Source organism: Cognataquiflexum rubidum, from assembly GCF_022538115.1.
In the GTDB taxonomy this organism is placed as follows: domain Bacteria; phylum Bacteroidota; class Bacteroidia; order Cytophagales; family Cyclobacteriaceae; genus Cognataquiflexum; species Cognataquiflexum rubidum.
In genome coordinates, this window is record NZ_JAKZAL010000006.1 from 122,342 (window position 1) to 145,193 (window position 22,852).

Sequence of the window (22,852 nt, forward strand, 5' to 3'; positions counted from 1 at the left end):
ATGCCAGCAATAGAAATGGCAAGGCTGATCAGTCAAAAATTTGGTTGGCATTTTTGGATTCGTCATGAATCCGGCATTGTCTCTGTGGACCAAGTTTACAGGAAATTGGATATGAAAGTAGCACGTAAACTCCCTAAACTCCTTAAAAAGTTTCCATTGGATGCGGTTTATGCCTATGAGGATGTAGCCTTGGAAAGTTTTATAAAAGCAAAAAATTTGGGGATAACATGCATCTATGATTTACCAATCGCCTATTGGGAAACAAGAAGTAAAATAATGAAAGAAGAAGCTGAAAGACTTCCTGATTGGGCAGGTACATTGGGAGGAGGCGTAAACGATTCTCCTGAAAAACTTGCCAGAAAAACAAAAGAATTGAAATTGGCTGATATTGTCATCGTACCAAGTCAATTTGTAAAAGAATCACTTCCTGATTGGGCCAAGGAAAAAAAAGTCATCTTATCCCATTTTGGTTCTCCGGAAATTAAGAATGAATCCTCTGGAATTATTGGGAAATATAAGGTGAACAAGTCTCTTCGTGTTTTATTTGTTGGATCAATGGGACAAAGAAAAGGTCTCGGAGATTTATTTGAAGCTGTTCGCCTTCTTGGAAGAAATGATATAGAATTGGTCGTGATGGGATCTTTGATAGAATCATTGGATTTTTATAAGACCCAACTAAGCGGATTCATTTATGAACCTGGTCGGTCTCATGAGCAGGTTTTGGAGCTGATGAGGACCTGTGATGTGTTTTGTCTGCCCTCTTTGGCCGAAGGAAGAGCATTGGTCATGCAAGAAGCCATGAGTCAGGGATTACCATTAATCATTACTCCAAATACAGGTGGCGAAGATTTAGTTATAGAAGGTGAAACAGGATATCTAGTCCCAATTCGTTCTCCGATAAAAATTGCAGAGAAACTCACTTGGTTTCTAGAGAATAGAGACAAAATTGGAGTTATGGGGAAAAAAGCCCAAGAACATGCAAAAATGTATACCTGGAAAAAATATGGTTCCAAAATTGTGGATGACCTAATTAAATCAATCAATTGAGGTTGGGACATATATATTTTATACTTTATTAAGAAAAAATAAAGATTTTAGGTTTTTCTTAAATTTTTAATTTACCAAAACAATATCAAAGTTAATTCCGACCCGGAATCTGTAAAAATGCAAAATCTTCAATCAGACTCTTTTAATTTAATTAAAAAGGGGATTTGGCTTTATTTCTTTCTATTAATTTTTGAGGGCGCCTTGCGTAAATGGATTTTACCTGGATTATCTACACCATTATTGGTAGTAAGAGACCCGCTGGGTCTATGGTTGATTTTTATGGCTTTGAAAAACAGGATATTGCCATTCAACATATACATGGGGGGCATGCTTTTCATCGGAATAGCCAGTTTTTACACTGCAATTTTTATTGGTCACGGTAGTCTTCCTGTAGCCTTATACGGATCACGGATAATGTTAATTCACTTTCCTCTTATGTTTATAATTGGGACCATATTTGGTCGGAAAGATGTCATCAAGATTGGAAAGGTTACCCTTTATATTTCAATCCCTATGGTAATTCTTCTTGGGTTTCAATTTTATAGCCCCCAATCAGACTTTGTGAACAGAGGTGTTGGAGGAGATTTGAAAGGAGCTGGTTTTACTGGGGCAATGGGTTTTTTCCGTCCTTCTGGTACTTTTTCATTCACTAATGGCAATGCTCTTTTTTTTAGCTTTGTAACTCCGTATATACTTTATTTCTGGCTGAGCAATAAAAATATAAGCAAACTGATTTTATCTATAGCTACTCTTGCTCTTTTACTTTCTATTCCTTTATCAATAAGTCGTGCATTACTTTTTCAAATAGTAATTTCCATTTTATTTTCTTTTATCGCTATCACCAGGAAACCGGAATATATGGGAAAGATGTTGCTGACTATCTTAGTGGGTTTTGGAGCTTTAACCATTTTAAGCCAAACGAGTTATTTTGCTACTGCCACGGAAGTATTTACCTCCAGATTTACCACTGCCAATAAACATGAAGGTGGATTAGAGAGTGTTTTTTTTGACAGGTTTTTAGGGGGATTGATTGGTGCCATTACTAATTCAAATCAAATTCCTTTTTGGGGCTATGGAACTGGAATGGGTACAAATGTTGGCAGTATGCTGCTTACAGGAACGACTACCTTTTTAATTTCAGAAGCAGAATGGGGGCGACTTGTAGGGGAGTTGGGGATAATTATGGGTTTTGGCGCTATTTTACTTCGTATAGGCATCATTCTTAAAATTACAATTGCATCCTTTTCCCATGTTTTAAAAGGAGATTTACTTCCTTGGATCCTATTGAGCTTTGGTTTTATTACCATATTACAGTCCCAATGGGCTCAACCAACATCTTTGGGATTTTCCACTTTAATCGGTGGCTTATTGATTGCTTGTTTTAATGAAAGTGAAGAAGAAATGTTATTAAGTTCTGATCTTATTTAAATGTGAATTTAGTATTTCTTATTCATCCAACATTTCTTGCTTCCCAAAGCATGCCCCGCTTTGCCAGGATGCTAGGTGATGGCATGCAGGGATTAGGGCATCAAGTGGAATATTGGATGCCAAAGGCCAGGTTTTTTAATTTACCAGGTTCCACCACCATCAAAAAATGGTTGGGTTATGTCGATCAATACATAATATTTCCTGCTGAGGTTAAGTTGCGTTTGAAGAATTGTCCTCAAGATACCTTATTTGTTTTTACTGACCACGCATTGGGTCCTTGGGTTCCGTTGGTTGCCAACCGTCTCCATGTGATACACTGCCATGATTTTTTGGCACAAAAATCTGCCTTGGGGGATATTCCCGAAAACCCCACGAGTTGGACTGGGAGACAATACCAAGCTTATATTCGCAGGGGCTATATCCAAGGGAGAAACTTTATCTCGGTTTCCGAAAAAACCAGAAATGACCTGCATGAATTTCTTCCAATAATGCCACAGCTTTCCGAAGTGGTCTTCAATGGCCTAAATCAAAACTTTAAGCTGATTGCCCCCTTGGAAGCAAGAAAGTATGTCGAAGACAGGTACAAGCTTAATTTGTACAATGGCTGTATCCTGCATGTCGGTGGAAATCAGTGGTATAAAAACCGGATTGGAGTAATATCCATCTACAACGCCTGGAGGAAACTGTCTCAAAAAAAGATCCCTTTGTTGTTGGTAGGACCTTTTGCAAATTCAGCGCTTTTAGATTTCCATTCCCAATCCCCATATAAATCAGATATCCACTTGTTGAGTGGTATGGACGATACTTTTGTAAGGCATGCTTATGCGGGGGCCTCGCTGATGTTGTTCCCTTCTTTGGCAGAAGGCTTTGGTTGGCCGATTGCCGAAGCAATGGCTTCAGGTTGTCCGGTAATTACCACAAATGAAGCTCCAATGATCGAAGTTGGCGGGGAAGCCGCTTTTTATATTCCCCGAATGCCTGCAGAAGAAAACGATAGGGAAGCTTGGTCAAAAGCCGCAGCGGATAAAGTGGAAGAAATTTTGGAATTTGCTCCTGAGGGAAGGGCCAAAGTAGTTGAGGCAGGTGTAGAAAATACCAAAAGGTTTGATTCCAAAATGACATTGGCCAGGATCAATGGGATTTATCAGAAAATCCTCCAAAACTCACTTACCGGATGAAATATCTTCGGGTTATTTCAAGTATGGATCCGGCTAGTGGAGGCCCTTGCCAGGGAATCAGAAATTCCATAACGGAATTGCAAAAGTTGGGCATAGATAATCAGGTAATATGCCTCGATGCTCCGGATGCACTTTTTTTGGGTAAGGATCCTTTTCCCATCATTGCCTTAGGGCCAGCAAAAACACCCTGGGCCTATTCCCCTTTACTTTCCCAATGGTTGCTTCAAAACCTACCGCAGTTTGAGGCAGTGATTATTCATGGCCTATGGCAATACCATGGATATGCCGTACAAAAAGCCCTGCATCATTTAAGGAAAAACAATTCCGGCACACAGACCAAATTGTTTGTCATGCCCCATGGGATGCTTGATCCCTATTTTCAGCGTGCTCAAGGTAGGAAATTGAAGGCCCTTCGGAATATAGCCTACTGGGCACTGATTGAGCAGAAGGTTGTACACTGTGCCGATGGCCTCTTGTTTACCTGTGAGAGAGAATTGGAATTGGCCCGCCAACCCTTTCGACCCTACCATCCAAAGAAGGAAATAAATGTTGGATATGGAATTGTTGCACCTCTTGCTTATCAAGAAAGTATGAAAACTGCTTTTGCAAAAAATTGCCCTGCCTTAGGAGATCAGCCTTATCTCCTTTTTTTGAGCAGGATTCATGAGAAAAAGGGCGTGGATTTATTAATTAAAGCCTATGCCCAAATTTTAAAAAAATATCCCTCCTCCAACATATCCGGCCTCCCCAAATTGGTCATAGCCGGTCCCGGAATGGATACTACTTATGGGAAAAAGATCCGCCAAACTGTTCAGGAAAACGAAGGCCTAGAGGAGCAGGTTTATTTTCCAGGCATGCTGCATGGAGAGGCCAAATGGGGTGCCTTCTACGGCTGTGAAGCCTTTGTCCTGCCAAGCCACCAAGAAAATTTCGGAATAGCTGTGGCGGAAGCCCTTGCCTGCGCCAAACCCGTCCTGATTTCAAATCAGGTGAATATCTATCTGGAAATTGCCTCCGCAGGAGCCGGGATAGTGGAAAATGATACCGAAGCAGGATGTCTGAAAATGCTGGAAACCTGGCTGGATTTGTCAGATAGAGGAAAAGAAGAAATGAAGGTTAAAGCAAAGCAGTGTTTTGAAACCCACTTTTCTATTGGCCCAAATGCGAGGAGGATGATGGAGGCAGTAGGGGGATGAGTAAAGAGATGTGAGATGTGAGATATGAGATGTGAGAAAAACAGGCGAGAAGCGAGAGACGAGACACCCAGTCAGCCGGTAATAATGGAAGAAGAAAAATGTCCGATGACCGATGACCGATGAAAACGGGAGTCAGAAAAAGCGAGAAGGTAGAGACGAGACACCCCTTCAGATGGCTTCCAGCCGTCGGACGGTTTTAATGGAAGAATTGGTGCTGCGTCATCTTGAATCCGAGATACAATCCCGACAGCTGTACTGGAGAAAGATCTCAAATTAAAAGAGACTCTTCACTTCACCACCAATGACGTAAACCTAAATCACCCCTCGGCAAGCTCGGTGAACGAAATATTGGGTTTTTTGAGGTTGGGAGGAAAAAGCGGCTGCGCCGCTTTTTCCTCCCAACCCTTAACCTAATCAACCTCGATGACCGAGCTTGCCGAGGCCAAATTAAAAAAAACCTCAACGTTATTTCCTTTTCTGAACATTTCTAAAAATGTTGAAGACTCAGCGTGACGTCCCCGACAATTACGTCATTGGTAAGAGAAATCTGTTGCTCCGAATTAGGTTGATAGACCTCTCTCCCGATAGCAGGGGATCAAGGTGACAAGGACAGGTTTATTGATACTCTTGAATGCTGTATTTAGGTCAAAAAAATTCAGCACCCTCCTACCCTCTTTAAAAAAAATGCATAACCAAGACACCGTTACGGGACCCTCATTTTCATTGAAAAACAGACTGGGGAGAGTGCTTTGGTCGGTTTTTTATGTATTGTTTTTCCGGTTTACACCTAATCCGCTTCATTCTTGGAGGTCATTTGTACTTCGGATGTTTGGGGCGAAGGTAGGAAAAGGGGTGCATGTTTATCCCTCGGTCAAAATCTGGGCACCATGGAATATGGAATTTGGCGACCATTGCGGGATAGGGAACGGTGCCATACTGTATTCCCAAGGCAAAATACATATCGGGCAAAGGGCGGTTATTTCGCAGGGTTCCCACCTATGTGCAGGGACCCATGATTTTACCAAGACAGGATTTCCGTTGATTACCAAACCCATTTATATAGGAGATCAAGCTTGGTTGGCAGCTGAAACCTTTATGCATCCCGGCGTTACCGTGGGAGAAGGTGCTGTGATAGGGGCACGTTCGGTAGTCACCAAAGACATGCCGGCATGGATGGTTTGCTCAGGGTTTCCATGCAAGCCAATCAAACCCAGGGTAATGGAAGAGAATAGTAGGATTAAAGCTAAGATTCTCTAAATATGAATTCATTAAAATAATATGATATCTGTTGTTATACTAACAAAAAACGAAGAGAAAGACCTTCCCCAATGTTTAAATTCTTTGTCTTGGTCGGATGATATCCATATTCTTGATTCAGGAAGTACTGACAAAACCCTAAGAATCGCAGCGGATTATAACACCAAAGTGATTATTAACAAATTTGAAAGTTTCGGAAAACAAAGGAACTTTGCCCTGGAAAATATTTTTACAAAATATGATTGGATTCTCTTTCTTGATGCGGATGAAGTAGTAACACCTGCTTTTGAAAAAGCCCTTAGAAAGTCAATTTCAGAAGCGGATGATCAGGTAGCAGGGTATTACTGCTGTTGGAAAATGATATTAGATGGAAAATGGCTAAAACGTTGCGATAATTTTCCCAAATGGCAGTTTCGGTTGATGCGGAAAGGAAGAGCGAATTTTAAGGATTTTGGGCATGGCCAAAAGGAAGGTACAGTACTTGGCAATATTGAATTTATCAAAGAACCGTATTTACATTATGGATTTTCTAAAGGTTGGTCCCAATGGATTGAACGCCATAATAAGTATTCCAGTCAAGAAGCGATATCCCGCCTTAACAATTGCCCTTCATTTAAACATATATTTTCTTCCCAAGGAAGCGTACGCAATCCTGCACTAAAATCCTGGTTAAGTAAGGTTCCAGGTTGGCCTCTTCTACGTTTTATTCAGGCTTATTTTTTTAACCTTGGTTTTACGGAGGGAATTCCTGGTCTTATCTATTGTATCAATATGGGCTATTATGAATTCTTGATTCAGATAAAGATGAGAGAACTCAAGAGAAATTCGCCAATTCCAAAATATGGTTGGGAAGAAGTTAAATCTATATAAGTCCATACTATGCTGAAAAAACCTAGAAGGTAAAATCGCAATTTGAATTGTGATATTCCTGATGGAAATTCAATAGCCAAAAAGAACAGCCCTGTTAAGGATAATTTTTTCATTGCTGAAAATTAAATAGAATTACATGGTATATTTTAGTAGTTTAAATTATATAAAATTTTATTCAAATGATGATGAAAGACACCTTTAATTTACCCTGGCTTGTAAGGCTTCAGAGGTCTTATGAATATCCTAAAAAATATGGAATTATGGATAAACTCTTTGGTAAAACTATTTCTAAAAATGGTATAACTTGGGTAAAACTTTTAAATGGCCTCTTGTGGAAATTAGACCTTAACCTAGCTGTTCATAGGTGGATGATCTATGGAGTTTATGATGCTGCGTTTATAAATTGGGTTAAAAAAAATGCTACAGATAAGGATGTGATTATTGATTCGGGAGCGAATATAGGTCAATCTACTGCATACTTCTCGAAAATCGCTTTTAATGGGAAGATTTTAGCTTTTGAACCTGACGATGTTGCTCATTCGTGGGTGATAGAAAGTGTAGAAAAAAATAAATTAGATAATGTCGAAGTTATCTTTAAAGGATTAGGATCAGTCAGTAAAACAGCCTATCTAGAAGTACCTGAAAACGGAAAAAAATTAGGTTTGCATGCTTATTGGTCTGTTGTAAACGATATTTCAGGCAAGGAAATTTGTATTTCTACTTTAGATCAAGAATTAAACATTAGGGGAATTAATAATGTTTTCTTATGGAAGTTAGATGTTGAAGGATATGAAATACCAGCCCTTGAGGGAGCTAGAACTTTATTAGAAAATAAACAAATAAAAGCATTATATATAGAGCTTACTACCAAGGATGATAACAATAAAAAGATAATTAATTACATGTCGAAACTCGGTTATCAGTTATTTTATTTAAATAATAAAGGTAACGCGTCTCAATCCAATCAAATATATAGTTATAAAACAGATGGCTTATTCATGCCTAAAACTATTAAATAGCATATGATTTTTTAATTAGGGGTCCTAATTTTTGGTAGAAGATTATTTTATTTAGGTTAATCCCATTCAAAACAGTTTCAAAAAACCCCAAATAATGTCAGAAGACAATTCATACACTCCTTTGGTCAGTGTGATTATACCCAATTATAACCGTAAGAAAGAATTGGTCAGGGCCCTGCATTCGGTATTCCATCAGACCTACAAAAACATGGAAACCATCGTTGTCGATGATTGCTCTTTTTTTTCCAATGCAGAATATCTACTAGAAAAAGGGCTTTTAATGGATGATATTTGTGTATTTCGAAATTCCGAAAACAGGGGATTGGCCTATACCAGAAATAGGGGTATTGCAGAAGCCAAAGGGGAACTGATTGCATTTTTGGATTCAGATGATTATTGGGAACTGGAAAAAATCGAAAAGCAAGTAGCATTGTTTCGAGAAGATCCCAATTTGGATATGGTTTATTGCGATACCTACTTGATCATCAATGGGGTAAGACTTGAAAGAAATACCAAATTTTTCTCTTCAAACCTATGGCGGCATTTGATTGAAGGCTGGAAACCACCTAATCCTTCTACCTTGATGATGCGAAAAGGCTGTTTTATAAAAAGCGGACTTTTTTCAGAGGAATTGAGACATCATGAGGATTTTGATTTTTGGTTGAGGGCAGCAGATCGGTTAAATATTGGTTACTGTACTGAAATTCTTTCCAATTTTAGTTTTGATTCTAAGGACAGACTTTCCAATGACTACAAAATAAAATTTGAAAGGACTTACAAATTTTTGAAAAAATGGGAAAGTGAAATTACTGCAAGAGAAGGTAAACAGACTTTTCAGAAATTCAAAAAAAACATGCTTTCTACGATGGCAATAGAAAGTTTCAATAGTTCTTTTAAGCATAGAAAATTCCAGAATGTACTATCCGTATATTTTCGGTACCTGATTACAGATTTAAAATTTTATCGGCTTTTGAAAAACAAAATTTTGAGGAATTTGAGAATCTCCAAATCAGAATAAAAATTGCAAGCCATATTAATTAGCTATTTGCCTTTAATTTTTTAGTAAACAGTTAAAATTATCCGACTCATTTGGACCGGATCCCACAAACCCCACCCATTATTCCTCCTTTGGAAAAAGGGCTAAAGCGACCGCTGTGGTCGGTGATGATTCCTGTTTATAATTGTTCCGAGTATATTCCTGAGGCTATTGAAAGCGTACTTTCTCAGGATATGGGAGAAGAACAGATGCAGATTGAAGTGGTGGACGATGACAGTACAGATACGGATATTCAAGCATTGGTGCTTCGGCTGGGAAAGGGAAGAGTCGGGTATTACCGTCAACCTGAAAACCGGGGATCTCTCCGTAATTTTGAAACCTGCATCAAACGGGCTAAAGGGAAACTGATCCATTTGCTTCATGGAGATGACAAGGTCAAAAATGATTTCTATGATGAAATATCCAGTCTTTTTCAACGATTCCCAGAGGCAGGGGCTGCATTTACCAATTATGATTTTATTGATGAGAATGGGAAGCAGACCGGTCAGTTCCGGCTGGAGGAAAAGGAACCCGGGATTCTGAACAATTGGTTGGTTCGATTAGCAAGCTCCCAAAAAATCCAATATGCCGGTATAGTCGTAAAAAGGGAAGTATATGAGCATTTGGGAAGTTTTTACGGCAGTAACTGTGGAGAGGATTGGGAGATGTGGGTGAGGATTGCCAAACACTATCCCATGGCCTATTCCCCGAAAATTTTAGCATCATACAGAGAGCAAATCCAATCCATCACATGGGAAAATGCTGTTTCAGGCAAACTCTTTGAAAGTTTAAAAATTTCACAAAGAAATATTCAGAAACATTTACTTGAAAAAGATAGGGCTATTGTACTTAAAAAATCAGATAGACACTTAGCCCATTTCTTTTTGGGAATGGCATGGAAAGTATGGCACGCACAAAAAAACGTATCCTGTTCTACTAAGCTTATTCAGCAGTCATTGATATTTGATTGGAATTTATATTCATCACTGCGCATCTTAAAATTTTATTTATCAGTGTCCATTTACAAATTGACAGGTAAGTCATTTTTCCTTTGATCCCTTATTCATTCTCCACTCGACTTACCAACAAAAATGAAATTTGATTCAGCGGCTTCAGAAAGAATCCCCTCATCACCTCCTAAAATCGAACCTATACTAGGAGATGAGCCAAGGCCGAAATGGTCAGTCATGATCCCGGTATATAATTGTGCAGCATTTTTCCCATCTGCAATTGAAAGTGTATTGGCACAGGATTTAGGTCCTGAAGACATGCAGATTGAAGTAATTGACGACGCCAGTACAGACGTTGATGTGGAGTCCTTAGTAATAAAAATTGGAAAAGGAAGGGTAGGATACTTTAGACAGCCGGAAAATGTTGGCAGTCTTAGGAATTTTGAAACTTGTATCAATAGGTCACGAGGAAAACTTCTTCACTTGCTACATGGTGATGACAGGGTGAAGGTTGGATTTTACACAAAAATCGGTTCTCTATTAGATTCTCATCCAGAAGCGGGAGCTGCTTTCTGCAAATTTTGCTTTATTGACAAGGATGGTAAAACCGATCATCATTCGAATTTTCGTGATATTGAAGATGGTATTTTGAAAAATGGATTACTGGAGATTGCCATCGAAAGACCGATACAGTATGTATCTATAGTTGTAAAGCGAAAGGTTTATGAGGATTTAGGTAGCTTCTACGGGGTTGTTTATGGAGAAGACTGGGAAATGTGGGTTAGGATCGCCCAGAAACTTCCGATAGCATACACCCCTGAAATTTTAGCAGAATATAGAATACATGAAGGTTCTATTTCATGGCTAAAAGAAGGAAATGGACAAAATACTAGGGACTTGGCCACAACCATTGCTCGGATTGAATGCAACCTTCCTTCTAGTATCCAAAGCAAATTCTCTAAGACCAAAAAAGAGGCGGCTTTTTACTGTATTGCTCAGGCCAATATGAATTGGAAACAATTTCGAAACACCAAAGTGGCCGGGGAACAGATAAGAATTGCGCTTAGTTTAAATAAATCCTTAATTCTTTACTACCATATAATGAAGTTCTATATCAAAGTTTTTTTTAAAATTTATTGAACTAAAAGAAGAAGAAAATCATGATATTATGCTTTTAATTTTTGCCTGAAAATGGATTGATGGATGTTCTTAATGATGCCAATAAACTGGCAATTCAATGTTATTCATTATAGGAGATTGAAATGTCCGGTACCTTGTCTTGTTTGTGGTAGAAAATTGGGTTACAGCCAAATAAGCGGATTACACCTAAGAGATTAATCAAAAAAATTCAAAATATAGAAGTGCCAAAATCAAAAGAAAAAGAAAAATGGTCATTGATAATCAAACCCAAAACGGGTTGGTTTGACTTTCAACCCTATGACATTTGGAGGTATAGAGATTTACTTATGATGTTTGTGAAACGGGATTTTATTTCGGTTTATAAGCAGACCATACTAGGCCCCTTATGGTTTATCATACAACCGATGTTGACTACAATTATGTTTATAGTAGTATTTGATCAAGTTGCAGGAATACCAACCGATGGAGCTCCTCCTGCGCTCTTTTATTTATCCGGACTGGTTATTTGGAATTATTTCTCAACGTGTATAAGTAAAACAGCAACTACATTTACTGCAAATTCAGCTATATTCGGGAAAGTCTACTTTCCCAGGTTGATTATGCCATTATCCAATGTAGTTTCGGCTTTAATAGGATTTGGTATCCAATTGCTGTTATTGTTTTTATTGATCCTTTATTTCTTCTTTTTTTTGGGTGTAAACCTCCATTTTAATAGTTATATATTGATTGTCCCTGTAATATTGCTGATTGTAGCAGCCTTGGGATTGGGATTTGGAATTATCATTTCTTCTTTGACGACCAAGTATAGAGATTTGACCCATTTGGTGACTTTTGGGATTCAGCTCTTGATGTATGCTACTCCGGTAATCTATCCCCTGTCATTTTTTAGTGGGAAATATAAATTACTTATTTTAGCTAACCCACTTACATCACTAATTGAGATTTTCAGATATGCCCTGCTAGGCGTGGGTGAATTTAACATTTGGTATTTATCTTATAGCCTCATTTTTACACTATTGGCACTGAGTGTTGGAATACTGCTATTCAATAGGATTGAGAAAAGTTTTATAGATGTTATTTAATTTTCCGCTATGTCAAAAGTAGTCATTAGTGTTGAAGATCTCGGTAAAAAATATCGCTTAGGATCTTTTGGAACAGGCTCTCTAAGTCAGGATTTAAACCAGTGGTGGGCTAAAATTAGAGGTAAAGAAAATGCACTTAAAATTGTAGATTTTCAAGGTCCAAAAAATGCTGACAACGACGAGTTCTGGGCACTAGAAAACTTAAACTTTGAAGTCAATCAGGGAGATATTCTTGGTATTATCGGAAAAAACGGAGCAGGAAAATCAACTTTGTTAAAGATCTTATCCAGAGTAACTACGCCAACATTGGGAGAGATTAAAGTCAAAGGAAGAATAGCAAGTCTTTTGGAAGTAGGGACAGGTTTTCATCCAGAACTGACCGGAAGGGAAAATATCTTTTTGAATGGCGCGATAATGGGAATGACCAAATCTGAAATCAAGGGTAAGCTAGATGAAATTATTGATTTCTCAGGAGTAGAAAGACATATTGACACACCTGTCAAAAGGTACAGTAGTGGGATGTATGTGAGGTTGGCATTTGCAGTAGCAGCTCATCTTGAACCGGAAATCTTAATTGTGGATGAAGTATTGGCAGTAGGAGATGCTGAATTTCAGAAAAAATGTCTGGGAAAGATGAAGGAGGTGTCTCATCAAGGTAGGACAATCCTTTTTGTAAGTCATAATATGACTGCGGTTAAAAAACTGTGTTCTAAAGGTATAGTTTTAAAGCAGGGTAAAATAAGCTTTGAAGGAAGGGTAGGGGAAGCTGTTGAAACTTACCTTAATTTATCATTATTTGAAGAAAAATCGGAAATTACATGGAGTTATTCTCCACATGCTTTTAATCCTGTACAGATAACCGCATTACGGGTGATACGGGAAGACAATTCACTTTCTGGTAATATTTATATTCATGAAGATTTTTTTGTAGAAATAGAATTTCTTAATAATAAAGAGGGAAATCATCTATCAAGCTATTTTGAGGTAAGAAAACTCTCGGAGGGAGGAGTGTTTTCCTCCGCCAATTGGTCATCTGCCATCGCTAATGTGGATCCTTTTTCAAATTGTGCCTACCCAAAAGGGAAATTTAAATCGAGAATGAAAATACCCGGTAATTATTTGAATGAAGGTTCTTACGAAATAAGCGCCTGGGTATTAGAAAACATTTCAGCCACTGCTGCAGAAGCAAAGAATACCCTTACATTTAATATTCTTGATGACGGTAAAATGAGGGATGAATATGTCGGAGAATGGTTTGGAGTGGTCAGACCTAAATTGGAATGGCTTACTTCTCAGGTCGGCCCGGGATATTATTGATAATTTTTGGCAAAAAACCAACAGAATATAACACAAATCCTCCTTTATGGGTAAAAATTTCAAGCTCAAATCCAATAATTATTTATATATAAACTGCGAATTAAAATATATATGAATTCAAATGTTTCCATTTTGGGAATTTCCATTATTTGTCCATTATGTAAAGGAGACCTCACAAGAGTTCAAAACTATTTAATGTGTCATAACTGTTCTCATGAATACATTCAATCATCAGACGAATATTTAAATCTAATGCCCGACATCGAAAATGTAGATAAGGATCATAAATGGAAAGAAAGACAAGAAGAAATGGAGCAGTGGTACAAAGATTTAATTCCTGACATAGATTCCACAGTCTCTATTTTAAAACATGATTATCTCCCCTTAGGCCAATATTTCTCCAAACTTATAGGTCATATTTTGGATATTGGCGGAGGCGTAGGTTTAGTTAGACAATATTTACTTAATGACAGCAAATTGATTGTCGTGGACCCTTCATTAGACTGGCTAGGATCCGATTGGAGTCAACTTTCCAAAACATTTCCATGCTTAGAAAAACGGCCTGATTTTGTTTTAGGTCTAGGGGAGTATTTAATGTTTAAAAATCAAAGCTTTGACACGGTGCTTTCATTATGGAGTATGAATCACGTCAGCAATCCATCTCGAGTTTTTCAGGAAGTCCAGCGAGTATTGAAGACAGGAGGGAAATTTTTTGTTGTATTTGAAGATATGGAACCTTCTTGGGCTGATATTTTAAGCAGATCACGTCATCGAAAAATAGGCTGTCCAACTTGGCTAGAAATTTTAAAAATGAAGTTACAGGTTACATTTTCAAAGAAATTTTGGCCACTTCAATCGGATCATCTTTTAATTACTGAGTCGGATATTAATATCTGGATTGGTTCACATTTCAGAATAAATGAAAGAAAATGGTATGGTAATTACCTTTCTTTTGAATTTATAAAAATGTGATATTTCTTAAATTTTCGTCCCCTATTTTTTATAATAATTTCTACCAGCTTTTGGACACGCTTTCCTAAATGACAAAATTGGTTTCAGTTATCATTCCCTGCTATAATCATGGCAAATATTTATCCGATGCAATAAATAGTGTTATGAAACAATCATATCAAAACATTGAGATAATTGTTGTAGATGATGGTTCGATAGACGACACCAAAGAAATTACATCGCTCTATCCTAAGGTTAAGTACATATATCAGGAAAATCAAGGATTATCTGCAGCAAGAAATAAAGGTATATTAAATAGCCACGGGGATTATCTGGTGTTTTTAGATGCCGATGATTTGCTTTATTTTGATTCTATTGATTACCAGTTGAAACATCTTCTTGACTATCCAGAGGTGGCATTTGTATCCGGTGCCCATCAAATGACAACAATAGATGGAAAAATAATTAATCAGAAAAAAGAGAGGGTCAGTGCTAATCATTATGAGCATTTTTTAAAAGGGAATTACATCGGGATGCATGCAACAGTGATGTATAGGAAGTTTGTATTTGGTGAATTTCAATTTGATGAATCCTTGAAAGCCTGTGAAGATTATGATATGTATCTTAATATTTCACGAAAGTACCCTGTCTTGCAAGTGCCTAAAATACTGGCTCTATATAGAAAGCATGAAAACAATATGTCAGCAAATTCGGATCTGATGCTTCGTTCAGCAGTCGAAGTATTATCCAGGCAAAAGGAAAAATTAGCTTCCCAAAGTGAGATACTTGCTTATAGAATCGGGTTAAAAGGATTTAAAAATTACTATTCCTACTTGGTTTATAATGAGCTTAGAGTCGGCAGCCTATTGCCGACGAGGGAAAATATTAAATTTTTAAAGAAAAATAATCCTGCATTATTTTTCTCATATATACTTTCAATCAAAGTAAAGGCATCAATGACACATAATGTATTTAAAAAACTTATACCAGAATATGTCCATAAGTTATTTTATAATATAGGATTCAATAAATCTTTTATTCCCAAACAACACAAAATCAATCTTGGAGATTTCAACAGGTTAAATCCTTTTAGTAAAACTTTTGGCTATGATAGAGGAGGGCCAATAGACAGGTACTATATAGAGGAGTTTTTAAAAGATTCTTCAATTCATATACAAGGCAGGGTATTGGAAATCGGGGATAATGAATATACCCTAAGATACGGAAAAGAGAAAGTCAGGCAAAGTGAAATCCTTCATGTAAATGAAAGTAATGCTCAAGCTACCATTATCGGAGATTTAAGCGATGCGCCACAAATTGCAGACAACAGTTTTGATTGTATCATTTTGACCCAAACCCTTCATTTGGTGTACGATTATAAGGCTGTGATACGTACCTGCTACAGGATATTAAAACCTGGGGGTATAATGTTATTGACTGTCCCCGGAATCACCCCTATCGACTATGAGGAATGGGGCAACACTTGGTATTGGTCCTTTACAGGACTTGCTATAGAAAAAATCCTTTCTGAAGTTTTTAATCCAAATCATACAAAGGTCCAAACATTTGGAAATGTTTATGTAGCTACTGCTTTTTTATATGGAATGGGGCTTCCCGAAGTAAAGCAAGAGAAGCTTGAATTTAACGATCCCCAAATGCAGGTAATTGTTACTGCCAAAGCTATTAAAGAACCCTTGATATAGATGGGCTGGTTAAATATTATAAAAAAGATTTTGAAAAACCAGAATAGTGGGTTGGTTTTGATGTACCATCGGGTAATCGAAAATTCTATCGATCCATGGCAATTGGCAGTCAGTCCTAAGAATTTTGAAGATCAGCTACAGGTATTAAAAAAAACCGATCTTGTTACTTCCCTTCATAGAATGATTGATCAATTAAAAGCAGGGGGGGAAATAAAGCCTAGCATAGCCATCACTTTTGATGATGGCTATGCGGATAATTTTTTGAATGCAAAGCCGCTTTTGGAAAAATACGATTTGCCGGCATGTTTTTTTATTTCCACAAAACATATTGGCAGTAAAAAAGCATTTTGGTGGGATGACCTAGCAGCCATTGTACTTATCTACCCAGAACTCCCTGAATTCATTAAACTGGATTTTCCAGATTCGGTATTTACTTTTGACCTCAATAAGGGGAATTTGTTGACAGAGGAAATGCTACAAATACATAAAAATTGGAATGCTAGTATGTCCCCGCCTACTCAAAGGGCATCGCTTTTCTTAAAGCTTTGGAAGGCATTGAGTACTTTGTCCTATGAGCATCAACAAGTTATTTTAACCACCCTTAAAGAATCAATCAAATATACTGAGGACTGTGGAGAAAATTATTGCATGACTGAGGAACAACTTATTTCCTTGGCCGATAACAATTTATTCCATATCGGAACTCACACTGAAACACATCCCTTGCTATCAGGCCTTCCTTGGGAGTTACAGCAGCAAGAGATTATAAAAAGTAAGGAGTATTTGGAAGGGGTACTCAAGCAAAAACAAGAATTATTCGCTTATCCCCACGGGAATTATAATGCATTAACCATTGATATTCTGGAGAAGCAGGGATTTAAAGCGGCTCTTACTACTCAAGGAAATAAGGTTCGGGCGAACGAAAACCCATACCAGATGGGCAGATTTCAGGTAAATAACTGGGGTAAATTGGAATTTACTGAAAATCTGAAGTATTGGCTATAATATTTATATAAAGGTTTCAATAACTTAATTGTCTCAAATAATTTTTTCTGGGATAGGATAATCCTGGGTATTACATTTAACTTTTTGGTTTTCTTTTAGGAAATGTTTCTCCCAACCTATGTTATTTTTTTAACCCATTAATTTCTGTTAAATGACCTTATCTGCCATTCAATCCCAAGCATACCCCCAATATTTTTTGTCATCTCACCATGGTCAACAGCCAATGCAGCTGTAATTCTAAGTCCACTGAGGGGTGATTGATAGGTAATTTCCTGAAGGCTGTAAAACTGGTCTTTGTGAGGGGGGAAAGGTCTTTTAGGCCCGTAGTTTCTAACAAAGGTTAAGATAGTCCTTGTGGTAATCCTTGAAGTCGGAGCCAAAATAAATCCAAAATGCCCTCCCACCACTCTGTTGTTGATGATGTTGTCATTTCCTGGAATGGACTCATTTGGCGCAGTCCAATCATAAGGCTGAATCTCAGGGAAATACTTGCTAGCGCGGGTTCTATTCGTAAATAAAGGAGTACCAATGATCAGGTTTTCATATTCCCAACCAGTTTTGTATACTCCATTGTTGTAATAACTTTCCCGATGGTTAGGCACCCAATCCGTCATTTGTTTGGTATGGATCCCCTCTACCAATACTTTTCGAAACAAGCCCGGGTTTTTGTTTTCAACACTCAATCCTGCTAACTTGTCAATATTTTTGATGCTGATGCCTATCCCCATGTCAAATGGGGTCTGTTGGTAGGCTTTAATCATTACATTTTCCCATTCCCATTCAAAGCCTCCTTCAATTACACCTCTATGGTCTCCGGCTTTATTGGGTCTAATTGCATCTGGTGGGAGATCTTTTGGATCTTTTCCTCCATGAACACTCCCATCATCTGCTTCCTTCACAAGCAACACATCAAAAAATCCCTTCCAATCTCTTGCAAGTCTGTTTGGAAAATCTGCCCTGTTGCCTCCCCAAACAGCATAATGCTGTACCCCACCAAATAGTTTAAATTTCCTTTTTCCTATCCGCATGTAAAAAGTTTTTTCATGTAAATAAGCATCATTCATAAACCGATTTTTACCTAACCATCCATGTGACATCAGGCCTTTGAACTGTAACCAACCGTCAGTAAAAGGAATGGCAGTAAAATCAGTTACTGCTACACCAACTTTAGGATATGGCAAGGAGTTACCACTTACACCCAAGGAACCACTGGAAAGGTCGAAATCTACCTCTCCGATAATTTCCTGAAACCTTCCGGCCCTTATTTCCCAATTTTTATACCCCGCTTTAACATAAGCTTCCTGGAAAAAAGTATTTTCAAAACTTTGGTTGTTAAATAGGGCTACTCCATAGTTTAGAAATATCCTGCTGTCTTTTTCAGGAAGTTTGGGAAATACTTTGAAAGTATGCTCATTGCTGATATTGATATAGGAACTAAGGTCTGCCTGCTGGTTTGAAATGCTCCCAAACCGCAACGATTCTATCCACAAAGGCTGGTAATCATTCTGGGCATAGGTGGCGATTGTACCTATTTTAATTTGTAGGGAATCTGAGAACTGACCATAGGTGTTGGTTAGGGAGACAAGAAGTATAAATAAAACAGACAGGGCTTTCATGATTGTAAGTTCATTTTTTCTTTTATATTGACTGATGTTGGATATTGGCTTGAAGAGAAATCTGACCATAGTCCAGAGTCGAGGGTCCATAGCCAAAACATTTGAACTTCAAGGCAATTTTTTAAATAGTTAGTAGCAATATAGTGGAGAAACACATAAAATAAAGTGATTATCCGCAATGTTTCCCATTGGGTTACTAATGAGCGATTTCTGGGTGTGTCACCCTGAGTTGTTAAAATTGGCATTTACAGAAAGGAGATGACAATTGGCGATAGACCTCTCCTGACGTCGAGTTGACAAGGCCAAGTTCTTGTTACTCTTGAATGGTATTCCAGTTAATTAGTGCAAATATGTCATTTGGAGGAGGTACGACTGAAGGATCTTTTTATTTTAGTAGAGACTCTTCGCTACACTCAGAGTGACGGGTCCGACAAATTCGTCATTGGTAGTAATCCTGATGGTTATCAGTAGAATGGTCTCTAATAAATGAGATTCCTCAACTTCATATTATTTCCTATTCCTCTTGTAGTAATACTTTGTGTCCGGACTTGATCAAGTCGATGTCTTTTCTGAAAAGGGCAACATCTGCATGGACCATTTCATGGACCAATCGCTCCAAATTGTATTTGGGTTGCCATCCCAGTTCTTTGTTAGACTTGCTTGGGTCGCCGATCAGGAGTTCTACTTCTGTTGGTCTGAAATAGGCAGGGTCTACTTTTACCAAGGTATCACCAATATTTACTTTGTATTCATTGACCTGAAGTTTTTCTTCTGCCAATACGGTATCAATTGAATCCAAGATCCCTACCTCGTCTACTCCCCTTCCTTCGAATCTGAGGTTAAACCCTACTTCTGCAAAGGCCATTTTGATGAAGTCCCGTACTCTGGTAGTAACTCCAGTGGCAATCACATAATCAGAAGGTTTTTCTTGTTGGAGTATCAAATACATGGCCTCCACGTAATCTTTGGCATGGCCCCAATCCCGTTGAGCGTCCAAATTTCCCATATACAGTTCGGACTGAAGTCCCAAGGCTATTTTAGCCACTGCACGGGTGATTTTTCTCGTGACGAAGGTTTCCCCTCTCAGTGGCGATTCATGGTTAAACAGAATACCATTGCAGGCATACATGCCATAAGCTTCCCGATAATTGACAGTGATCCAATAGGCATACATCTTTGCCACGGCATAGGGAGATCTTGGATAGAAAGGTGTTGTTTCGGATTGTGGGACAGCCTGCACCAAGCCATATAATTCTGAAGTGGACGCCTGGTATATCCTGGTTTTCTTTTCCATCCCCAATAACCTGACCGCTTCCAATATCCTCAAAGTACCGATGCCATCGGCATTGGCAGTATATTCCGGAATATCGAAACTTACCTTGACATGACTCATGGCAGCAAGGTTGTAGATTTCATCCGGTTGGGTTTCCTGAATGATTTTTGTCAAATTCATGGAATCCGTCATGTCCCCAAAGTGCAATTTGAAATTGTTATTATCAGCATGAGGATCCTGATACAAGTGATCAATCCTATCGGTATTAAAGAGGGATGTCCTTCTTTTAATCCCATGAACCATATATCCCTTGGACAGAAGCAATTCTGACAAATACGCTCCATCCTGTCCTGTGACACCTGTGATTAAGGCCGTTTTTTTTGTATTTCCTGTACTCATAATGCTAATATCTTTTTGGTTAACTAATCTATTTATTCCCTCCATCAGTACTAGTTGAAATCCAGAAAACTCCACACTTCCAAACTTCCATACTTCCGACTTCCATACTTCCGTACCTCCCACTTCTCACCTTTTACTTCTTACTTCTTACCCTTAAACTGTTGTCATCACTCACCCAACATCAGTCATCCGTCATCGGACCCCCTTCACCACCTCCCACCCCTTACTTCTTACCATATAGCCAAGCTGCCGTCGTCTGTCGTCCGCGGACTGTTGACAACTCAACCAATCTTCACCCTCTTCAAATCCTCCACATTTTCTAAATACCATTGATAAGTGGATTGGATGCCCTCTTCTAATTGGATTTTGGCAGTCCAGCCTAAGTCTTTCATTTTGGAAACATCCAATAATTTTCTAGGGGTACCATCCGGTTTGTCTGTGTCCCAAATGATTTCTCCTTGATGGCCGACAATTTTTTGGATCAGGTTTGCCAAATCCAAAATGGAGATGTCTTCTCCTACACCGACGTTGTAGAGGTTATCGGGAAGGGTATTTTCCAATGAAAACAATACCGCTTTGGCCAAGTCTTGGACATGGAGAAACTCCCTTTTGGGACTCCCTGTACCCCACAAAATGACCGGTAAATTCCCTTTGATTTTAGCCTCATGAAATTTGGTGATCATGGCAGGCAGGACATGGGAAGTTTCCAAATCAAAATTATCCCTTTCCCCATAGAGGTTGGTTGGCATCAGGCTGATATAGTCTTTCCCAAACTGGGTTCTGATATATTCACAGGCTTTTACGCCTGAAATTTTGGCAAGGGCATAGGCTTCATTTGACGGTTCCAAGGCGGAGGTCAATAAATAAGATTCTTTAAGAGGTTGCGGGGCTAATTTTGGATAGATGCACGAACTACCCAAAAAAATAAACTTCTCACACCCATAAGCCAATGAAGAGGCAATCAGGTTGTTTTGGATACTCATATTGTCCATCAAAAATTGATAGGGATAGGTTTTGTTTGCCATAATCCCTCCAACCCTTGCAGCGGCATCAATCACCACGGCTGGTTTATTGGCAGAAAAGAAATTTTCAACGGACGATTGGTTTCTCAAATCCAATTCCTTGCTGGACGTTCCGATTAAATTAGAATAACCATTTTCTTCGAAAGTATTCCATACAGCTGAACCCACCATTCCTTTATGTCCCGCAATGAATATTTTTGAATCCTTAGAAATCATTTTTTTTATTTAAAATAATTTTATTTTCTCATTCTTGCTGCTTATTCAACAAAACTGTGAAGTTTAATGCCATTTGCTATGGACTGTCGACTGTGGACTATGGACATTTTTGATTTAATCCCAAAATTTATACCTACCGTATAATCATTTCAAATACTCCGGATTTTCCTTTTCCAGTCTTTCATATACCTTCTTGACATCTTGGGCATTGTTTTTATTCAATACCAAGATCGCATCTTCTGTTTCTACTAAAATCAAATTTTCAACCCCTACAAATTCCACCAATTTCTTGGTATTCAAAGGAAGGTTTGATCCGGATTTCCTGATATCGTGTTCAGGAATCTGATCATAGATCGCCAAGAAGCTCCCCATGTCTGACCACTCGAAATAAGAGGGTACTACTTTTATTTTTTTGGTTTTTTCCATCACTGCATAATCTACACTGATGGAAGGAATTTCCATTGATAGTAATTCATTAAGGTAAATGCCATTTTTCTTGAAAAAAACAGTTTTACTTGCGGCATATACTTCCGGTTGGTAATTTTTTAATTCGTCGAGAAATACTCCTGCTTTAAAGCAGAACATGCCACTGTTCCAAAGAAAATTCCCCGAGTTCACAAAAGTCTCTGCCATTACTTTGGAAGGTTTTTCCCTAAAGGAGATGACCTCATTGACATCATATTCAATGTACCCAAATCCTGTTTCAGGGTTTTTGGGTGGAAGACCGAATGTGACAATAAAATTGCTTTTTGCCAAGGCAACGGCGGCATCTACTGCCTTTAGGTATAGCGTTTCATTTTCGATCAAATGGTCTGAGGGTGTGACCAACAGGATATCCTCAGGATCTGCCTCAAATGCTGCAAAAGCAATTGCAGCAGCGGTATTTCTTGGGCAGGCTTCTACGATTTCCTGATAATGTGAGATACCCAAATGGGCTAAAATCTCTCTGGAAAGTTGGTAATTGTCTATACCCCCGACCACATACAATTCATCGCACACCAACTTGTTTCTTTCTACTGCCAATTCAAACAAGGATTTATTATCAAATAGGGGTAAGTATTGTTTGGGTCTGCTTTTTCTTGAAAGCGGCCATAACCGGCTTCCTACTCCTCCTGATAAGATGACATGGATGGTTTTCATAGGGATG

General features: G+C 38.3%; 19 protein-coding genes. 15 read left to right on the forward strand and 4 right to left on the reverse strand.

Annotation, left to right across the window (positions count from 1 at the left end):
* The 15 genes from MMU05_RS08730 to MMU05_RS08800 all read left to right on the forward strand — a co-directional run bounded on the left by MMU05_RS08730 (position 1) and on the right by MMU05_RS08800 (position 17,179).
* The gene (locus tag MMU05_RS08730; RefSeq protein ID WP_241141297.1) at positions 1 to 1,047 is read left to right on the forward strand and encodes a glycosyltransferase family 4 protein; all 1,047 of its coding nucleotides are present in this window, start codon (positions 1 to 3) and stop codon (positions 1,045 to 1,047) included.
* Between the two features lie 117 nt (positions 1,048 to 1,164).
* Positions 1,165 to 2,475 carry a hypothetical protein gene (locus tag MMU05_RS08735; RefSeq protein ID WP_241141298.1) on the forward strand — a complete coding sequence of 437 codons (1,311 nt, stop codon included), beginning with the start codon at positions 1,165 to 1,167 and terminating at the stop codon, positions 2,473 to 2,475.
* Positions 2,476 to 2,525: 50 nt separating this feature from the next.
* Positions 2,526 to 3,653 (forward strand): glycosyltransferase, encoded by a 1,128-nt coding sequence (locus MMU05_RS08740; RefSeq protein ID WP_241141299.1) that lies wholly within the window; start codon positions 2,526 to 2,528, stop codon positions 3,651 to 3,653.
* On the forward strand, positions 3,650 to 4,849 hold the full coding sequence (locus MMU05_RS08745; RefSeq protein ID WP_241141300.1) for a glycosyltransferase: 1,200 nt from the start codon (positions 3,650 to 3,652) through the stop codon (positions 4,847 to 4,849). The genes MMU05_RS08740 and MMU05_RS08745 overlap by 4 nt, the downstream gene beginning before the upstream one ends.
* Positions 4,850 to 5,533: 684 nt before the next feature.
* On the forward strand, positions 5,534 to 6,106 hold the full coding sequence (locus MMU05_RS08750) for a WcaF family extracellular polysaccharide biosynthesis acetyltransferase (RefSeq protein ID WP_241141301.1): 573 nt from the start codon (positions 5,534 to 5,536) through the stop codon (positions 6,104 to 6,106).
* Positions 6,107 to 6,127: 21 nt separating this feature from the next.
* Positions 6,128 to 6,976: a glycosyltransferase family 2 protein gene (locus tag MMU05_RS08755; RefSeq protein WP_241141302.1), complete on the forward strand. Its 849-nt coding sequence runs from the start codon at positions 6,128 to 6,130 to the stop codon at positions 6,974 to 6,976.
* 179 nt (positions 6,977 to 7,155) lie between these two features.
* Positions 7,156 to 7,995, forward strand: a complete 840-nt coding sequence (locus MMU05_RS08760) for an FkbM family methyltransferase (protein WP_241141303.1) — start codon at positions 7,156 to 7,158, stop codon at positions 7,993 to 7,995.
* Between the two features lie 94 nt (positions 7,996 to 8,089).
* Positions 8,090 to 9,013: a glycosyltransferase family A protein gene (locus tag MMU05_RS08765; protein ID WP_241141304.1), complete on the forward strand. Its 924-nt coding sequence runs from the start codon at positions 8,090 to 8,092 to the stop codon at positions 9,011 to 9,013.
* A 71-nt stretch (positions 9,014 to 9,084) separates the two neighbouring features.
* Entirely contained in the window at positions 9,085 to 10,086 is a 1,002-nt protein-coding gene (locus MMU05_RS08770; protein WP_241141305.1) for a glycosyltransferase family 2 protein, read from the forward strand.
* A 36-nt stretch (positions 10,087 to 10,122) separates the two neighbouring features.
* Complete coding sequence (locus MMU05_RS08775) at positions 10,123 to 11,121, forward strand: glycosyltransferase family 2 protein (protein ID WP_241141306.1); 999 nt, start codon at positions 10,123 to 10,125, stop codon at positions 11,119 to 11,121.
* A 221-nt stretch (positions 11,122 to 11,342) separates the two neighbouring features.
* Complete coding sequence (locus tag MMU05_RS08780) at positions 11,343 to 12,203, forward strand: ABC transporter permease (protein WP_241141307.1); 861 nt, start codon at positions 11,343 to 11,345, stop codon at positions 12,201 to 12,203.
* Positions 12,204 to 12,212: 9 nt separating this feature from the next.
* Entirely contained in the window at positions 12,213 to 13,520 is a 1,308-nt protein-coding gene (locus MMU05_RS08785) for an ABC transporter ATP-binding protein (protein WP_241141308.1), read from the forward strand.
* 252 nt (positions 13,521 to 13,772) lie between these two features.
* Positions 13,773 to 14,492: a class I SAM-dependent methyltransferase gene (locus tag MMU05_RS08790; protein ID WP_241141309.1), complete on the forward strand. Its 720-nt coding sequence runs from the start codon at positions 13,773 to 13,775 to the stop codon at positions 14,490 to 14,492.
* Between the two features lie 68 nt (positions 14,493 to 14,560).
* Complete coding sequence (locus tag MMU05_RS08795; RefSeq protein WP_241141310.1) at positions 14,561 to 16,174, forward strand: glycosyltransferase; 1,614 nt, start codon at positions 14,561 to 14,563, stop codon at positions 16,172 to 16,174.
* Positions 16,175 to 17,179: a polysaccharide deacetylase family protein gene (locus tag MMU05_RS08800; protein WP_241141311.1), complete on the forward strand. Its 1,005-nt coding sequence runs from the start codon at positions 16,175 to 16,177 to the stop codon at positions 17,177 to 17,179.
* Between the two features lie 137 nt (positions 17,180 to 17,316).
* Here the strand turns inward: MMU05_RS08800 and MMU05_RS08805 are convergent, their stop codons facing one another.
* The 4 genes from MMU05_RS08805 to MMU05_RS08820 form a co-directional block, all read right to left on the reverse strand.
* Positions 17,317 to 18,885: a capsule assembly Wzi family protein gene (locus MMU05_RS08805; protein WP_241141312.1), complete on the reverse strand. Its 1,569-nt coding sequence runs from the start codon at positions 18,883 to 18,885 to the stop codon at positions 17,317 to 17,319.
* Positions 18,886 to 19,309: 424 nt separating this feature from the next.
* Positions 19,310 to 20,467, reverse strand: a complete 1,158-nt coding sequence (gene gmd / locus MMU05_RS08810; protein ID WP_241141313.1) for a GDP-mannose 4,6-dehydratase — start codon at positions 20,465 to 20,467, stop codon at positions 19,310 to 19,312.
* A 281-nt stretch (positions 20,468 to 20,748) separates the two neighbouring features.
* The gene (locus MMU05_RS08815; protein WP_262917652.1) at positions 20,749 to 21,705 is read right to left on the reverse strand and encodes a GDP-L-fucose synthase family protein; all 957 of its coding nucleotides are present in this window, start codon (positions 21,703 to 21,705) and stop codon (positions 20,749 to 20,751) included.
* Positions 21,706 to 21,849: 144 nt separating this feature from the next.
* Entirely contained in the window at positions 21,850 to 22,845 is a 996-nt protein-coding gene (locus MMU05_RS08820) for a mannose-1-phosphate guanylyltransferase (RefSeq protein WP_241141314.1), read from the reverse strand.
* Positions 22,846 to 22,852 lie beyond the last annotated feature (7 nt).

Bases quoted from the DNA above. Each gene is read 5' to 3' on its own strand.
- MMU05_RS08790 (WP_241141309.1), top strand. From the start codon at position 13,773: ATGCCCGACATCGAAAATGTAGATAAGGATCATAAATGGAAAGAAAGA.
- MMU05_RS08750 (WP_241141301.1), top strand. From the start codon at position 5,534: ATGCATAACCAAGACACCGTTACGGGACCCTCATTTTCATTGAAAAAC.
- MMU05_RS08795 (WP_241141310.1), top strand. From the start codon at position 14,561: ATGACAAAATTGGTTTCAGTTATCATTCCCTGCTATAATCATGGCAAA.
- MMU05_RS08755 (WP_241141302.1), top strand. From the start codon at position 6,128: ATGATATCTGTTGTTATACTAACAAAAAACGAAGAGAAAGACCTTCCC.
- MMU05_RS08775 (WP_241141306.1), top strand. From the start codon at position 10,123: ATGAAATTTGATTCAGCGGCTTCAGAAAGAATCCCCTCATCACCTCCT.
- MMU05_RS08730 (WP_241141297.1), top strand. From the start codon at position 1: ATGCCAGCAATAGAAATGGCAAGGCTGATCAGTCAAAAATTTGGTTGG.
- MMU05_RS08765 (WP_241141304.1), top strand. From the start codon at position 8,090: ATGTCAGAAGACAATTCATACACTCCTTTGGTCAGTGTGATTATACCC.
- MMU05_RS08785 (WP_241141308.1), top strand. From the start codon at position 12,213: ATGTCAAAAGTAGTCATTAGTGTTGAAGATCTCGGTAAAAAATATCGC.
- MMU05_RS08760 (WP_241141303.1), top strand. From the start codon at position 7,156: ATGATGATGAAAGACACCTTTAATTTACCCTGGCTTGTAAGGCTTCAG.
- MMU05_RS08740 (WP_241141299.1), top strand. From the start codon at position 2,526: ATGCCCCGCTTTGCCAGGATGCTAGGTGATGGCATGCAGGGATTAGGG.
- MMU05_RS08815 (WP_262917652.1), bottom strand. From the start codon at position 21,705: ATGATTTCTAAGGATTCAAAAATATTCATTGCGGGACATAAAGGAATG.
- MMU05_RS08745 (WP_241141300.1), top strand. From the start codon at position 3,650: ATGAAATATCTTCGGGTTATTTCAAGTATGGATCCGGCTAGTGGAGGC.
- MMU05_RS08805 (WP_241141312.1), bottom strand. From the start codon at position 18,885: ATGGACCCTCGACTCTGGACTATGGTCAGATTTCTCTTCAAGCCAATA.
- MMU05_RS08735 (WP_241141298.1), top strand. From the start codon at position 1,165: ATGCAAAATCTTCAATCAGACTCTTTTAATTTAATTAAAAAGGGGATT.
- MMU05_RS08820 (WP_241141314.1), bottom strand. From the start codon at position 22,845: ATGAAAACCATCCATGTCATCTTATCAGGAGGAGTAGGAAGCCGGTTA.
- gmd (WP_241141313.1), bottom strand. From the start codon at position 20,467: ATGAGTACAGGAAATACAAAAAAAACGGCCTTAATCACAGGTGTCACA.
- MMU05_RS08800 (WP_241141311.1), top strand. From the start codon at position 16,175: ATGGGCTGGTTAAATATTATAAAAAAGATTTTGAAAAACCAGAATAGT.